The sequence below is a fragment of the Paraburkholderia sp. BL21I4N1 genome (genome assembly GCF_002973525.1).
In the GTDB taxonomy this organism is placed as follows: domain Bacteria; phylum Pseudomonadota; class Gammaproteobacteria; order Burkholderiales; family Burkholderiaceae; genus Paraburkholderia.
The window spans coordinates 829,844-844,453 of the sequence record NZ_PVEN01000001.1; the positions used below are offsets into that span (position 1 = coordinate 829,844).

A 14,610-nucleotide genomic window follows, 5' to 3' on the forward strand; every position below is an offset into this window, starting at 1 on the left:
CGCGCTTCGCGCGCGTACCTCCAACCTGTTAGTCCAGCTTAGTGGATTCCGCACGCAATGCTCAGAATGAGAATTGAAATCGTTATCGCGATGTCGTGGATCTGTCGGACATCGCCCCTGAAGCCAGTGGCGCGCAAAGAAAAAGCGAGCTTCCGTTTTGAGGGCCTTCCGATCCGCCCGATTTTCTCCCGCTCTGCGTTGCCGGGCGAGGCTTCGCCTCGCCGCCGTCCTACGTCGTGAAAGCGAGTAGCTAATGTGAGCGATCGCTCATAAATTAGAGGCATTCACCCTCAACGAGGAATCCACACGATTCCGCCCGATGAGTTCGGCGCCGCGGTAGCCGGACTCGGATAACGGGAAGCGACCGCAAGGAGCGACGTATCGATGCGAGTCATCATTGCAGGCGGCGGCATTGTCGGACTGACGGCGGGTATCGCGTTCAGGGCGATCGGCTGGGACGTGCTGGTATGCGAACAGGGCCGGAGATTCGCGCGGCGGGCGCGGCCATCGGCTTGTGGCGCAACGCGCTGGACGTTTTCTCGGAGGTCGGCGTGGGCGATGCGATCCGCGAAATCGGCATGCCGATCGAAACATGGTTTTACGATGCCGCCGGCGCGCGCTTCAGGGCGCCCGGATTCGAGCCGGCCGATCATGCGTTTGTGCTGGTGCCGCGTCCCGAGTTGAATCGCTTGCTGGCGGCTGCGGTCGGACTCGACAACATTCGCGTCGACACCAAGGTCGTGGCGTTCGAGGAAAACGCGGATCACGTCGCGGTGACCTTGAGCGACGGCACGATCGAACACGCCGACCTGCTGCTCGGCGCGGATGGCGCTTACTCGGCGGTGCGTGCCCAACTGGTGCCCGGTCATGGCGCTCGCGAGCACGCAGGCCACCACGTGTGGCGCGGCATGCTAGCCGCGGGCGACGAACCCGCCGAAGGCTCGGTCCTGACCGTCGGGCATCGGCGTACGCGCGGCGGCTACACCCGCACTTACGGCGATCAGGTCGTCTGGATGGTGAATCAGTTCGACAGCGCGGCGCCCGTCGGCACGAAGAAGGAAGCGGCCTTGCTGCGTGCCGCGCATCTGAACGACAACGGCTGGAGCGATCCGCTGCTGAAGCTGATCGAGCGGACGCCGGAAGCGCAGATCCTGCACAACCAGATCATGTTCGTGCCGGCGTTGCCGCGCTGGACCTCCGCGCGTGTCGCGTTGATCGGCGATGCGGCGCATGCGCTCTCGCCGCATATCTCGGCGGGCGGCACACTCGGCGTGGAAGACGTGCGCGTGCTGGTCGAGGCGCTGCGAAAACACGATGAACTTGCGGTTGCGCTGTCGGCGTACGAAAGCAGCCGGATGCCTCACTACGCGCGCGTGCACGAATTGGCCCATGCCGTGGAGCTGGCGCAAGACACGCGTGAATACGCGCAGGAATACGCGCGCTTCAGCCACTGGATGCTTAACGACGGCTACCGGGCCTCGCGCGCATGAAGTCGGCTGGTCGGCCGGAACGGCCGCTACCGCATGCAGCGGCGCGTCCGGCTCATGCATCGACGATCAGTACGAACCCATGTAGTCGCGCTTGCCGATCTCGACACCGTTGTGACGCAGAATCGCGTACGTCGTGGTGACGTGGAAGAAGAACTGCGGCAGGCCGTAGTGCTGCAGATAGGCGCTGCCCACCAGCTTCTTCTCTTTAGGCGTGCCGGGGCGCAGCACGATTTCCCTGTTCTCGCTGCCTTCGAATTGCGCGGCGTCGAGCGTGCCGATGTAGGTCAATGCCTTGGCGAGCAGCGCTTGCAGGTCGGCGAACGTCACTTCCGTGTCGGGCCACGACGGCACGTCCACGCCGGCGAGGCGCGAGCTGACGCCCTTGCTGAAGTCAGCGGCGATCTGCACCTGGCGCACGAGCGGGAACATGTCCGGGAACAGACGCGCCTGCAGCAATGCGTTCGGCTCGATGTTCCGTCCGGTTGCGTGGGCTTCGGCTTTCTTCAGCACCTCGGACAAGGCGGTCAGCATCTGTTTGAAAACGGGAACGGATGCGCTGTACATGGAATTCGTCATGATTGCTTTTTCAATCGAGGTTGGAGGCCGATGCGGAGAGACTGCATCGGCCAGGAGAGGGGGCGGGTAAACGAGCAGGCCCGGATAGCGGCTGGATAAGAACTGAATGCGCGACATTCACAGCGCCTTCCAAGGCACCGGACGAGCGCATGAAGCGCCGGAAGATTACCATTGTGCGGCCCGACTATGTCATGTGATGCCGGCCTTAGTTTTTTTGATGCGTCGCCATCAATTAAAGCTATTTCCGCCCGGAGTTCCCTGACACTAGGATGTGAGCAGGACCGCATTGCCTGTACCCCACACAGGCCGAGTCGTGGAGCACAAACGATCCAAGGAGCAAGCGCATGTCGACTGAAGCGAAGTGTCCGTTTAACCATACCGCTGGCAGTGGTACGTCGAATCGGGACTGGTGGCCCAATCAACTGAACCTGAAGATCCTGCATCAACACTCGTCTTTGTCCGACCCGATGGACAAGGATTTCAACTACGCTGAAGCGTTCAGGAGCCTCGACCTCGCGGCCGTGAAGAAGGACCTGCTGGCGGTCATGACCGATTCGCAGGAATGGTGGCCGGCGGACTTCGGCCACTACGGGCCGTTTTTCATTCGCATGGCATGGCACAGCGCCGGCACCTATCGCACCGGCGACGGTCGCGGCGGCGCGGGTTCCGGTCAGCAGCGTTTCGCGCCGCTCAATAGTTGGCCCGACAACGTCAGCCTCGACAAGGCACGCCGGCTGATCTGGCCGGTCAAGCAGAAATATGGCAACAAGATTTCATGGGCCGATCTGATCGTATTGACGGGCAATGTCGCGCTGGAATCGATGGGCTTCAAGACCTTCGGTTTCGGCGGCGGCCGTCAGGACGTATGGGAATCGGACGAAGACGTGTATTGGGGTTCCGAGACCACGTGGCTCGGCGGCGACAAGCGCTACTCCGGCGTGCGCGACCTCGAAAATCCGCTGGGCGCCGTGCAGATGGGCTTGATCTACGTTAACCCGGAAGGTCCGAACGGCAACCCCGATCCGCTCAAGGCGGCCGTGGATATTCGCGAGACGTTCGCCCGCATGGCCATGAACGACGAAGAGACCGTGGCGCTGATCGCCGGCGGTCACACGTTCGGCAAGACGCATGGCGCCGGTCCCGCGTCGCATGTCGGCGTCGAGCCGGAAGCGGGCGGCATCGAAGATCAGGGCCTCGGCTGGAAGAGCACCTTCGGCACCGGCAAGGGCGCCGATGCGATCTCGAGCGGCCTGGAAGTTATCTGGACGACCACGCCGACCCAATGGGGCAACGGCTTCTTCGAAAACCTGTTCCGCTACGAATGGGAATTGACCAAGAGCCCGGCCGGCGCGCATCAATGGAAACCGAAGGGCGACGCCGGCGTCGACACCGTGCCGGATCCGCATGATTCGACCAAACGCCGCACGCCGTCGATGCTGACTACCGACCTCGCGTTGCGCTTCGATCCGGCTTACGAAAAAATTTCGCGGCGCTTCTACGAGAACCCCGATCAACTGGCCGATGCGTTCGCGCGCGCGTGGTTCAAATTGACGCACCGCGACATGGGCCCGCTCGCGCGCTATCTCGGCCCGGAAGTGCCGACGGAAGAGTTGCTCTGGCAAGACCCGATCCCCGAGGTCAATCACGAATTAATCAACGCGCAAGATGTCGCGGAACTGAAGAGTAAGGTGCTGGCGTCGGGGCTGCCGGTGTCGCAACTGGTGTCGACGGCGTGGGCTTCGGCGTCCACGTTCCGCGGCTCCGACAAGCGCGGCGGCGCGAATGGCGCGCGTATTCGCCTTGCACCGCAAAAAGATTGGCAGGTGAACCAGCCGGCTCAACTGGCGAACGTGCTGAAGACGCTGGAAGGGATTCAGAGCGCGTTCAACGGTGCGCAGTCCGGTAACAAACGCGTGTCGCTGGCCGATCTGATCGTGCTGGCCGGCGGTGCGGGTGTCGAACAGGCCGCGAAGAATGCCGGGCATGCGGTCACGGTGCCGTTTTCGCCGGGGCGCATGGACGCGTCGCAGGAGCAGACCGATCTCGAGTCTTTCGCCGTGCTCGAACCGATCGCGGACGGCTTTCGCAACTATCTGAAGGGCAAGTACACCATCACGGCCGAGGCCTTGCTGGTCGACAAGGCGCAACAGTTGACGCTGTCCGCGCCGGAACTGACCGCGCTGGTGGGCGGCATGCGTGTGCTCAACGCCAACTACGACGGGAGCCAGCACGGTGTGTTCACGAAGCGTCCGGAGACGCTGACGAACGACTTCTTCGTCAATCTGCTCGACATGCGTACGGAGTGGAAGCCGGTATCGGACGAGAAGGACGTGTTCGAAGGCGTCGATCGCGCCACGGGCCAGTTGAAGTGGACCGGCACGCGCGTCGATCTGATCTTCGGTTCGAACGCGCAGCTGCGTGCGGTGGCCGAGGTGTACGGCAGTTCGGATGCGCAGGAGAAGTTCGTGCATGACTTCGTCGCGGCCTGGGGCAAGGTGATGAACCTCGATCGCTTCGACCTGGCGTAAAGCGGGTGTCATCGTGGACGGTTGTTATGGGCGTTAGGCCGTAGAGGTCTCATGCCGAAGCAAAAGCGGCTGATCGTAAGATCAGCCGTTTTTTATTGGCGCGCCGGTCTTGCGGTGAGCCGCTATCATCGTCGTTCGTCCCCCAGGAGAACAAACGATGCAGCGACCGGAATTCATCAAACACTGGACCGAACTGGAAGACCCCAACGCGCACTCTTATCAAGGTTCCGACGAGTTGATGGCAATCGACTCGCCGCTGTCCGCCGCGTTGGGCATTACGCGCATTGGTATTCATCATGTGCGGCTTTTGCCGGGGCGGCGGTCTTCGTATCCGCACTGCGAGAGTACCGAGCAGGAATTCGTGTACGTGCTGCACGGCACGCCCGATGTGTGGATCGACGGCGTGCTTCATCGTCTGGTCGAGGGTGATTCGGTGGGGTTTCCGTCAGGCACCGGGATTTGCCACACGTTCATCAACAATACAAAAGAAGAAGTCAGGTTGATGGTGATCGGCGAGCGTCCGCGCGCCGATAATCTGATTCACTATCCGCTCAATGAGGCGCACCTGAAGACACGCACGGACCAGTGGACGGACTGGCCAAGCCGACCGCTCGGCGACCATGACGGGATGCCGGATTAGGGCGCCGCGCGCGTAGACGACCACGCGCGTTGCTTTTCGAACCGGTAACGCGGATCCCTTACTGCGCGCTCGCGGTCGTTGCATTCGCAACCGCCACGCCTTTCATTTTCCGCACCGCATCGGCTGCCGAAGGCGCGAGGTTCTGTTTGGCCAGCGACGCGTCGAATGCTTCGCTGCGTGCGTGTTTCGCCTGCTCGTAATCGGCGTCCAGTTCAGCGATCCGGCGCTCGTACCAGCTCTTCACACAAGCCTGATCGCTGCAGTGATGTTGCCGCCACAACCATTGCTGGGTGCGTGCGGCTTCGAGCGCGCCGGCGTCGAGCGTGGTGTCTCGGGCGTGTTGCCAGGCCGTGGCGAGACGGTCGTCCAATGCCGACAAAGCGGGATCCTTGCAGACAATCTTTTCCGATGCGGACGATTTGCCGTTGCACTTGAAACTCGCCGCGGTTGCGTCGGCGGCCAGGGTCGCGCCCGCGATCAACAGACCGATCGAGAATAGCGCCGACGGTTTCACGAGGCGTTGAAGCACGGAAGAGAAAACAGGTTGGGAAGTGGACATGCCGAGCCTCTGTTCAGGTAAGTAACCAGGCTGACGCGTGGCGCGAAAAGGCCGTACCTGCCGCCACGCATTCAGGAATGCGATTGCCGCGTCGGCAGAATAGGGCGCGCGCGAGTTTGCGATTGGTGGAGAACGCGGCGTGATCCCAAGGTCATTACAAGAAATTGTTTTTCCATTCGGTGCCGTGGACGCATCAGATTGCGTTAGCGCGAGTACTCGTCCGGATTTCAATTCACATTGAAATGCACGCGGATGTCCTGGCGGCTTTCGATCGGATGGCCCGCCTGCATCGCGGGGAAGAAGCGCCATTTGTGCAGCACTTCAAGCAGGATCTGGTTGAGGCGCGGGTTCGGCGTGGGCTTGATGAGATTGACGTCGATCGAGCCGTCGGTGTGAATCGTGAAACGTGCGGTCGCAACGGTTTGGTAGGCCTGCTCCCGTAGATCGTCGGGTAATTCGGGCAACGGTTGGGCAATGGGATGCGCGGCCGTGTCGCCCGTCGACGCGCCAGTAGCGGTTGTGTTCGGTTTTTCGTTGGCTGGCGCGGGAGTGGTGTGGGTCGCCGTTTCGTTTGTTGGAGACGCAGGACTCGACTCAGTGCTTTGCACCGGACGTGCCTCGGCAGGCGTCGGTGCGGGATGTGCCGGCAACGTATCGGGGCGAGAGGCGACGGGTTTCGCTGGTTGGTTCGCCGATCGATTCGGCGCGGGCAGAGCGTGACTGACCGACTCTTTCGGCGGGGAAGGCGGAGCAGGAGTCGGAGCCGGCGGAGGTTCGAGTTCCACCACGCGCATTTCCAATGGTTGCTCGTGTGGCGGAGCTGGCGTCGACGTCCCCAGCCAATGCCCCACCGCAACCAGCACCCCGAGCCAAACCAGTGTTGCCACAAGAAACGCGAACACCATCCGCAGGGTCGGTGCACCATCGACAAAACCGGTCAAACGCATCCGGCTACTCACGATGAACCGCAACCAGAAAATGTGTCGCGCCAGCCTGGCGTGCCGCTAACATCGCGTGAACGACCACCCCGTGACCGGCAGCATCGTCAGCCGCGATCACGACATCGCGATCGGCTTGCAGCAGACGTTTTACGGTCGGTTCGACCTGATCCGCCGACACACGCTGACGATTGACGAACACGTCGTTGCGGCTATCCACCGAAATGGTCAGCGGCTCGTGCGCGCTCATCTTCTGCGCTTGTCCCATGGGCAGCGTGATCTTGACCGCATCGAGCCGTTGCATCGCCAGCGAAGCCAGCATGAACGTGGCCAGCAGAAAGAACATCACATCGATCATCGGAATGATTTCGATGCGACCGCGCCTGGCCGCGCGCGAGCGCTTGAATTTCACGGCAGCGCTCCCGCGTCCGTGACGGCGAGACGCACTTCGCTGAGCCGCGCATTCGCGAACGATTCGAGTTCGTCCATCAGGCGCTCAAGACGGCGCGAAAAATAGTTGAACGCAAAGAGCGCGAACAAGGCGACCACGAGTCCGATGGCGGTCGCCACCAGCGACTGGGCCACGCCGCCGGTCACCCCACCCGGATCGACGAGCCCTGAGCCGCCGAACAACTGGAACGAATGCATCATGCCGACGATCGTGCCGAGCAAACCCAGCAACGGCGCAGCGGTGACGATCGTTTCGAGCACCCAGAATCCTTTGCTCATATCGCGCTCGATCCGCGAGGCCAAGGCTTCCGCTCTGGCCTCGCGCAGCCATAACGGCGCCGAAGGATCGGGCGTCCACGGCGCATTCATGCGCCTGAACGCGTTCTGCTTGCCGGCGTCCTTCAAGCTGGCTGCCCAATCGATTCGCGAGCCGGGCATGCCGGTTTCGTCGGCGTTACGTATCGCGGCAGGCAAACGTCCGAAGCGCAAAAACACATAGGCGCGATCGAGCACGATCGCCACCGCCAGGACGGCCAGGATCGTGAGCGGATAGATGACCCATCCGCCCACGCGTACCGCCGCCAGGATATTCGTCCAATCTTGCATGACCGACCTCTTCGCTCCCTGACAGATTTAGAAATGCTTGGTGATGCCGGCATAGACGGCGAAATGCGGACCGTACTGTGGCGCGCCGACGCCGATGCCCGAACCGTCGCGCAACTCGTAGACCCGGTTGAACGCGTTGATGAGCATCAGGCGTGCATCGAATTTGCCGACCAGCGGCTGGTTGAAATGCTGGATCACGCCGAGGTTGACCTGTGCGTAGACCGGCAGGCGGTCGGTGTTGGCAAAGCCGCTGCGCAGGCCGGTGCCGACGAGGCCGTCGAACGTGAAGGTGGTTCGGCCGAGATCGTAGGTGCCGCCGAACGAAGCGGTGATGCGCTGATCGTGATCCAGATACACCCAGTGGCTGTTGATGTAGGCGAGCTCGGCCGGGTCGAAATTGAATTGCGCGGAATCGATCTGCGTGCCCTGCGCGCGGCTGTACGCCAGATTCAGATACGCGGACACGTTGTCCTGTTTGTAGTTCGCCGTGAACTCGATGCCGTACACGCGCCCGAGCCGATAATTGAACGGCGTATAGATGAGCGCGGAACCGAATTGCCCTTCATCCAGCAGATTGGTGGATTTCTTGTAGTACGCATCGAGGCCGATCGTCACGTTCGAACCGAGGCGTTGCGTCACGCCGAGATCGAAATAATGGCTACGTTCGGGCTGCACCTGATCGTTCTGACTCGACGGACTCTGGTTGGTCGTCCCAGTGAAGCGGCTGATGGTCGAGCCGGACACGAGTTCGAAAGCGGGCGGCGTGAAATAGCGCGCGTAGCCGGCGTGAAAGGTCGTGGTCGGCGTGAACGCATAGACCAGCCCGATGCGCGGGCTCAACTGACTCGCACTCACATACTCGTCCATCTTGTCGTAGCGCAGGCCGTAATTGAGCGTGAGCTTGCTGGTGAGCTTCCACTCGTCCTGCACGTACGCGCTATACAGATAGCCGGTTTTGCTGCTCGAGTCCTGAATGTTGAAGGGTTGGTCGGATGCCTGGGCGCCGGCGTCGTCGGTAGCGAATACATTCACGCTGTCGTTGAACACCGCATGTTCCTGCTGGAAGAACACGCCCGCGCGGATCGTATGTTTGTCGTTCAGCCGCCACGTGGTGTCCACCTGCGCGCCGTTCGCCGTGTTGCTGTGAAAGTCTTGCGATGCCACGCCGTTGAACAGCAGATCGCCCACCGGATCCGGATTGAACTGGGTGCGTGTATAGCGGGTAAACAGCGCGACCTGGTAGTCCAGTGCGCCGCCGTTGGTGCCCTGCAGGGCGACCACCGCGAAGTTGTTCAACTCGGATTGCGTTTCGTTCAATTGACTCGAATTGAACGTGTTGTTGCCGTTCAGCGTGAAGTTGGTGGCCAGCCCCGGCGTGTTGGGAATCTCGAACTGGTTGCTGGTGGTGCCGAACATCAGGCTCACGCGCGTGAGCGGGTTGATGATGTACGACATGTAGCCGAATGCATCGCCCTGACGCGTGTGATCGTGAATGGCGTTCGCGCTGGAAGTCGGATTCTCGATGCCGAGATTGTTCACGCCGAGCGAGCCGCTGAAGTAGTAGCTGAACGGTCCCTGTGAGCCGAACACATCGGCGCTGGTCTTGAGCGTTTGATGGCTGCCGCCGAACACGCTGACGGAGCCGCCGTTGCCCGCATCGCCCGACTTCGTGCGAATGTCCACCACACCCGCCGTGCGATAGCCGTATTGCGCCGGTAGTGCGCCGGTGAGCAGATTGACCTGATCGATGATGCGCGTATCGAGCGCCTGCCCGAAGCCGCTGATCGGCTCGGGAATGATGATGCCGTTGATCCGGTATTGCAGATTGGCGTGGTCGCCGCGTACGTGCAACTGTCCGTACGAATCGCTGGCCACGCCGGGGGCTTGCAGCAGCACCTGATTCAACGGCGTGTCTTGGCCCGCGGGCAGCGCGTCGATATCGGCCTGGCTGAAGCGATACACGCTGCTGCCGGTCTCCGGCAACAAGCCGTTGCGCGCGCGATCGAGGCGCTTGGCGTTCACCTGCACGTCGAGCGTGTCGCTCTTCACGAGGCCGTCGACGGGTGGGTCCGCTTGATCGGTAACGGCGCCGGTCGCCGGGTTTCCGTCTGTTGCAGCATGGGCATGAGCGGCGATAGCGAACAGCAGCAAAGCTGCATGAGAGACACGCGTGCGGTTTTTCATCGTTATGGAGGGTGGTGTTGGCGACTCGGTGGATGCGTTGTCCGTCTCGTCGACGGTCGTCCTGGTTTCCTGCGGACGACTGCGAGCGGCGTGATTGGTCTGGATCACGCGACGTCCCGGCTGGCATCCGGGGCAGATAATGTTATAACATTACATTAAAAATTAACAACGAAAACTTGAACGATGTTGTTTCGGTGGGGAAGCGCGGAGGGGAGCGGGAGGAATGTTTGACGGGCGAGTGCGGTGAATTCAAGCGAATGATCCGCGCGTTGCACGCGGATCACGATGCTTCGGTCAGGGCGGCCGAATTGATGCGAGGGCCAAAACCTGCGACGGCAAAACCTGCAACGGCAAAACCTGCAACAGCATTACGTCGAGCGAAGTGCCCGAGCCTGCGAAACCTGTCGCCCCGTTTGCAGCAGATAGACGCCGGCAAGAATGCATGACATCGCGATCAGATCCGCGTTTCGTACCGGCTCGCCCGCGAATATCACGCCGAGCAGCAGCGCGACAACGGGCGGAATATAGGTCACGCTGGCAGCGGCAATCGCGCCGAGCCGGCGGACGATAAAGTAGTAGAGCATGTAAGCGACGCCCGTACCAACCAGTCCCAGCCCTACCGTCAAACCGATCAACGCGCGAGCATCGGTCGCGATACGCGTGATGCCATGCAAGTCGGTAAAGAGACCGATGATGACGACCGCAAAGCCGATTTGCCACGTCGACAATGCGAGCGGCGAGATGTCCAGTTGTGTCAGAAAGCGGCGCGCGTAAGCGAACGAGCATCCCACGCTGAGCGACCCGCCGATCATGTACAACACACCGGGAAGACTCACTCCCGCAGCGGCGCCGGCCCAGGGCCGCGCAATCAGCAGCACGCCAACGAAACCGATCGCAATGCCCATCAACATGCGTGGCGTGGGCCGCTCGTCGCGTAACAGGACCAGCGTGCAAAGAAACGAGAACAACGGTATCGACCCGCTCAACATGCCCGCGACGCTGGAGAGCAGCAGCGCGGCGCCCTTGGCGAACGCGAAGTAGTAGAGCACGGTGGCCAGCAGCGACATGACGAGGAAGTGATGCGCGTAGCGCAGATGACGCCAACGCAATGCGCGCGTTCCCAAGGCGACCAGCAGGATCGGCACGAACCCGAACAGGACGCGTAGCAACACGATCTGAGCCGGCGACAGCGTCACGCTGGCCCACCGCATGAAGAGAAAGTTGGTTCCCCAGATGGCGCCGAGCAGGGCGAAGGCGAGATAGGACGGGTTCATGTCGGTCCACAACGGATTTTATCGAGAGCCCATTGTGATCAGCGCCCGCTTCCGGTACAAACGATATTATCTGACCGATACTGCAGGAAAACTATTTCATGAGCGCTTATCCACCGTTGAAAGCGTTAATTGTGATGGAGGCGGCAATCCGAGTTGGTAGTTTTACTCTTGCAGCGGAGGAGTTGAACGTGACCCCGGGCGCGGTGGGTCAGCAGATCCAGAAGCTGGAGGCGTGGCTGGGGGTGTCACTGTTCGTGCGCCAGATTCGCCAGGTCACCCCCACTGCCGAAGCGCTCGCGTATTACGCGCAGATTCATCCCGCGCTCGGACATATTGCGCAGGCCAGCCGGCGCATGCGGCAGCGTCAGAGCCGAAATGTGAAATTGTCCGTGCCGCCGAGTTTCGCCGCCAAGTGGTTCGCCCCGCGCATGGCCGGCTTTCTCAAGGCCTTTCCGGAGGTGGCGCTGGATCTGACCACGTCGACCGCGTTCGTGGACTTCGAGCTCGACGGCGTCGATCTGGCGATCCGTTATTTCAATGGCGAGGATCCGTCGCTCACGGTGGAAAAGTTGTGCACGGACGAAGCCCGCGTGTACTGCGCGCCGGATTACGTGAAACGTCTGAAGATACGTCATCCTGACGATGTGAAGAAAGCGACGCTGCTGCACAACACGCTGCATCCGCACTGGTCGCCGTGGCTCGGCAAGTTCTCGCGTTTATCCGATGAACAGATCGCATCCATTCCGGGAATTCAGTTCGACCAGTCGCTGATCGCGATCGACGCCGCCGTGCGCGGCCAGGGGCTCGTCCTCACGAGTGCGATGCTGACCGACAGCGAGCGCGCGAGCGGCGCGTTGATCGAACCTTTCAAACCGGTGTTGCCACTTTCGACGAGCTACTACGTGGTCCATCCCGTGTCGGCAGCGTTGCAACCGTCTGCGCTCAAGCTCAAGGAGTGGCTTATCGAAGAAGCGCGCGCAGCGTCGCGCTGAGCCTTCTCGACTTCCCGCAAAGCCTTGTGCCGCAAGGCTGCCAAACGTTTGCGATGACTTCGCGGACAAACCCAGATATTAAAGAAATGCGTTCTGCATGTCGTTATCCCGTGAAATAAGTCAGGACCATCGGGCATCCGCGCATCCGGCAGCGCGTGGGTCGCACGAGGAATCAGCTCTACGGGGGAATGAATCTTGAATCACCAACGATCGCCATGGTCGCGTACAGCGGCTCCGGGCGAAGTCATCTATTCGGAAGGCTTCGCGGGCGACGCTGTCATCTACGTTATCGCGGATGGCAAAGTCGAAATCTCCACCCAGTGCGATGAAAAGAAGGTGATTCTCGCCACGCTAGGTAAGGGCGAGTTTTTCGGTGAAGCGGCTTTGTTGCCTCCGGAACCGCGAGCGCATACCGCGAAAGCACTCAGCTTCCTTCAACTCACCGTGATCGCGGCGAACGTCGTGGAAGAAGAGCTCGAACGCGTGTCGCCGCTGCTGCGTCATATCGTGCGCACCATGATTCGTCGCGTGAAAAAGAAAGACGATGTGCTCGCCACCAATACGCACGCCGATTTTCTGCCGGGTGTCGTCTCGTATGCGCACGTTCTCGCGTTGATGGCCGGTGTCGAAAGCGCCGATCGGGATGCTCGCATGCGCCGCGCGCAAGGCGAGGAATTCTCTGTGCCGCTTCCCGAAGTCATCAAGAAGTGCCACGCGATTGCAGGCCATTCCCGTCCCCATGTGATGGCCATGCTCAAGCGCATGGAGAAACTCAATCTGGTCACGCTCGAACCGGGCCGCTCCGAACGTCTGAGCAATACATCCCCGCGCTATTCGACGGAAGGCGCGGCGGGCCGTCAGCTCGTCACGTTCGATCCGGTGCGAATCACGGAACGCGCGCAACAGGTAGCGGACCATGATCTCGATCTGTCGATCAGCAGCGAACTGGAGTTGATCGAACTCGACGATCTGGAAGCGTTGATCGGCGTGGAGAAGAAGGTCATTCTCAACAAGCTGTCTCACGCGGAAATCGCCGAAGATCTGTTCGCGTTTCGCAAGACCCGCGTGTTGAATTACGTCGAGGAGAAGGGCATTACGTATTTTTCGCGTCGTACGGTGCGCGGCGCCAGCGATGTGAACTCGCTCGACGATCTGGAGTTCGTCGATCAGCGCACGCTGTTCGAAGCCGTCAGCGCGTTCGATACCTACGATCTGGCGAAACTGCTTTCCGCGGCAACGGGGCAACCGGCGGCCGAGCGCTTGATGTCGGTGATGACGGAAGCGCGAAAGAAAGAGGTGTCGTGGGTCATGCGGCGCGAAATCAAAATCGATCCGCTGGAAATTGCCGAGATCGAGCAGCGCTTCATCGAGACCATACGCGCGCTTAAAGCGCCGGCGGGTAATGCGATGCCGCTTTCCAACCGGAGTGCGTGAAGCGATTCGCGTGCCGATCCGCCTCGCTAAACACGCTGTTTTCATTGCAGGTTCGGTGATTCGGGCGGCCATTCGAGAGGACGTATGGATCTTTTGACGCTATTGGGCGCCGTGTTCGGCATCACGGCGATCGTCGCCGGCTTCTCGCTGGAGGGTGGGCACGTTACGGCGCTGTTTCAGCCGGAGGCGTTCGTCATCGTGCTGGGCGGCACGCTCGGCGCGGTGATGATCCAGAACACGTGGGCGCGATTCTTCGATGGTGTGAAGCAACTGCGGCTGGCCTTCGTGAGGGCGCGGCAGGTCGATCGCAAGAGCCTGTCGGTTCTGCTCGAATGGGGGGATCAGGCGAAGCTGAACGGCATGCTGGCGTTCGAATCGATCGAGGCCGGCGGAATCAATCCGTTTGCGCAGCGCGGGCTCGAGCTTCTGGCGAACGGTGTGGCCACCGCCGTGCTCGAAGACGCGTTGCAACGGGAGCTGGACGCGTACGAGCGCAATCACCTGGCGGCCGCGCGAATCTGGCAGCAGGCGGGCGGCTATGCGCCGACCTTCGGCATTCTCGGTGCGGTGCTCGGCTTGATTCAGGTGACAGGTCATATGCTCGAACCGGCGCAACTGGGGCAAGGTATCGCCACCGCGTTCGTGGCGACGCTTTATGGTCTCGCGTTTGCGAATCTGGTGTTTCTGCCGCTGCACGGCAAGATCCGGGCGCAGGTGGATAGCGAGTTGCGCTTCCGTCGTTTGTATCTCGACGGTCTGCTCGCGATCTCGCGCAAGGAGTCGCCGCATACGATCGAAACGCGCCTGGCGGGCGACGTGCGGGCGAGATCGGCCGAGTTGCTGGGGTAGCAAGCCGCAAGCCTCGACATTCGGCCGCCGCACTCGAAAAGCAGGTGTGGACGGTCGTTCAATCAAACGTGAATTCGAAGCAGGCGTTGC

13 protein-coding genes are annotated in these 14,610 nt (G+C 61.3%); 6 read left to right on the plus strand and 7 right to left on the minus strand.

What is annotated here, in order from left to right:
* Positions 1–467: 467 nt before the first annotated feature.
* Positions 468–1,490 (plus strand): NAD(P)/FAD-dependent oxidoreductase, encoded by a 1,023-nt coding sequence (locus B0G83_RS03570; RefSeq protein ID WP_219848994.1) that lies wholly within the window; start codon positions 468–470, stop codon positions 1,488–1,490.
* Between the two features lie 66 nt (positions 1,491–1,556).
* On the opposite strand, the gene B0G83_RS03575 is transcribed toward B0G83_RS03570, so the two are convergent.
* The gene (locus tag B0G83_RS03575) at positions 1,557–2,066 is read right to left on the minus strand and encodes a DUF1993 family protein (RefSeq protein ID WP_105506018.1); all 510 of its coding nucleotides are present in this window, start codon (positions 2,064–2,066) and stop codon (positions 1,557–1,559) included.
* Positions 2,067–2,410: 344 nt separating this feature from the next.
* Between B0G83_RS03575 and katG the strand changes: the two genes are divergently transcribed.
* On the plus strand, positions 2,411–4,594 hold the full coding sequence (katG, locus tag B0G83_RS03580) for a catalase/peroxidase HPI (protein ID WP_105506019.1): 2,184 nt from the start codon (positions 2,411–2,413) through the stop codon (positions 4,592–4,594).
* Positions 4,595–4,751: 157 nt separating this feature from the next.
* Positions 4,752–5,234 carry a cupin domain-containing protein gene (locus tag B0G83_RS03585; RefSeq protein WP_105506020.1) on the plus strand — a complete coding sequence of 161 codons (483 nt, stop codon included), beginning with the start codon at positions 4,752–4,754 and terminating at the stop codon, positions 5,232–5,234.
* Between the two features lie 58 nt (positions 5,235–5,292).
* On the opposite strand, the gene B0G83_RS03590 is transcribed toward B0G83_RS03585, so the two are convergent.
* From B0G83_RS03590 to B0G83_RS03615, 6 genes are all read right to left on the minus strand, one after another.
* Entirely contained in the window at positions 5,293–5,793 is a 501-nt protein-coding gene (locus tag B0G83_RS03590) for a lysozyme inhibitor LprI family protein (protein ID WP_146120148.1), read from the minus strand.
* A 227-nt stretch (positions 5,794–6,020) separates the two neighbouring features.
* Positions 6,021–6,740, minus strand: a complete 720-nt coding sequence (locus tag B0G83_RS03595; RefSeq protein ID WP_105506022.1) for an energy transducer TonB — start codon at positions 6,738–6,740, stop codon at positions 6,021–6,023.
* A 4-nt stretch (positions 6,741–6,744) separates the two neighbouring features.
* Positions 6,745–7,143, minus strand: coding sequence for a biopolymer transporter ExbD (locus B0G83_RS03600; protein ID WP_105506023.1), 399 nt, complete (start codon positions 7,141–7,143; stop codon positions 6,745–6,747).
* Positions 7,140–7,787: a MotA/TolQ/ExbB proton channel family protein gene (locus B0G83_RS03605; protein WP_105506024.1), complete on the minus strand. Its 648-nt coding sequence runs from the start codon at positions 7,785–7,787 to the stop codon at positions 7,140–7,142. The genes B0G83_RS03600 and B0G83_RS03605 overlap by 4 nt, the downstream gene beginning before the upstream one ends.
* A 27-nt stretch (positions 7,788–7,814) precedes the next feature.
* Positions 7,815–9,971, minus strand: coding sequence for a TonB-dependent receptor (locus B0G83_RS03610; protein WP_105506025.1), 2,157 nt, complete (start codon positions 9,969–9,971; stop codon positions 7,815–7,817).
* A gap of 368 nt (positions 9,972–10,339) precedes the next feature.
* The gene (locus B0G83_RS03615) at positions 10,340–11,245 is read right to left on the minus strand and encodes a DMT family transporter (RefSeq protein WP_105506026.1); all 906 of its coding nucleotides are present in this window, start codon (positions 11,243–11,245) and stop codon (positions 10,340–10,342) included.
* A 98-nt stretch (positions 11,246–11,343) separates the two neighbouring features.
* Here B0G83_RS03615 and B0G83_RS03620 point away from each other — a divergent pair, with 98 nt between their 5' ends.
* The 3 genes from B0G83_RS03620 (at position 11,344) to B0G83_RS03630 (ending at position 14,520) form a co-directional block, all read left to right on the plus strand.
* Entirely contained in the window at positions 11,344–12,237 is an 894-nt protein-coding gene (locus tag B0G83_RS03620; protein ID WP_105506027.1) for a LysR substrate-binding domain-containing protein, read from the plus strand.
* A gap of 195 nt (positions 12,238–12,432) precedes the next feature.
* Complete coding sequence (locus B0G83_RS03625; RefSeq protein ID WP_105506028.1) at positions 12,433–13,671, plus strand: Crp/Fnr family transcriptional regulator; 1,239 nt, start codon at positions 12,433–12,435, stop codon at positions 13,669–13,671.
* 84 nt (positions 13,672–13,755) lie between these two features.
* Complete coding sequence (locus B0G83_RS03630; protein ID WP_105506029.1) at positions 13,756–14,520, plus strand: flagellar motor protein; 765 nt, start codon at positions 13,756–13,758, stop codon at positions 14,518–14,520.
* Positions 14,521–14,610 lie beyond the last annotated feature (90 nt).

Excerpts from the sequence above, each read along its gene's own strand:
- B0G83_RS03570 (WP_219848994.1), top strand. The coding sequence starts at position 468 with ATGCGAACAGGGCCGGAGATTCGCGCGGCGGGCGCGGCCATCGGCTTG.
- B0G83_RS03575 (WP_105506018.1), bottom strand. The coding sequence starts at position 2,066 with ATGACGAATTCCATGTACAGCGCATCCGTTCCCGTTTTCAAACAGATG.
- katG (WP_105506019.1), top strand. The coding sequence starts at position 2,411 with ATGTCGACTGAAGCGAAGTGTCCGTTTAACCATACCGCTGGCAGTGGT.
- B0G83_RS03585 (WP_105506020.1), top strand. The coding sequence starts at position 4,752 with ATGCAGCGACCGGAATTCATCAAACACTGGACCGAACTGGAAGACCCC.
- B0G83_RS03590 (WP_146120148.1), bottom strand. The coding sequence starts at position 5,793 with ATGTCCACTTCCCAACCTGTTTTCTCTTCCGTGCTTCAACGCCTCGTG.
- B0G83_RS03595 (WP_105506022.1), bottom strand. The coding sequence starts at position 6,740 with ATGCGTTTGACCGGTTTTGTCGATGGTGCACCGACCCTGCGGATGGTG.
- B0G83_RS03605 (WP_105506024.1), bottom strand. The coding sequence starts at position 7,787 with ATGCAAGATTGGACGAATATCCTGGCGGCGGTACGCGTGGGCGGATGG.
- B0G83_RS03610 (WP_105506025.1), bottom strand. The coding sequence starts at position 9,971 with ATGAAAAACCGCACGCGTGTCTCTCATGCAGCTTTGCTGCTGTTCGCT.
- B0G83_RS03615 (WP_105506026.1), bottom strand. The coding sequence starts at position 11,245 with ATGAACCCGTCCTATCTCGCCTTCGCCCTGCTCGGCGCCATCTGGGGA.
- B0G83_RS03620 (WP_105506027.1), top strand. The coding sequence starts at position 11,344 with ATGAGCGCTTATCCACCGTTGAAAGCGTTAATTGTGATGGAGGCGGCA.
- B0G83_RS03630 (WP_105506029.1), top strand. The coding sequence starts at position 13,756 with ATGGATCTTTTGACGCTATTGGGCGCCGTGTTCGGCATCACGGCGATC.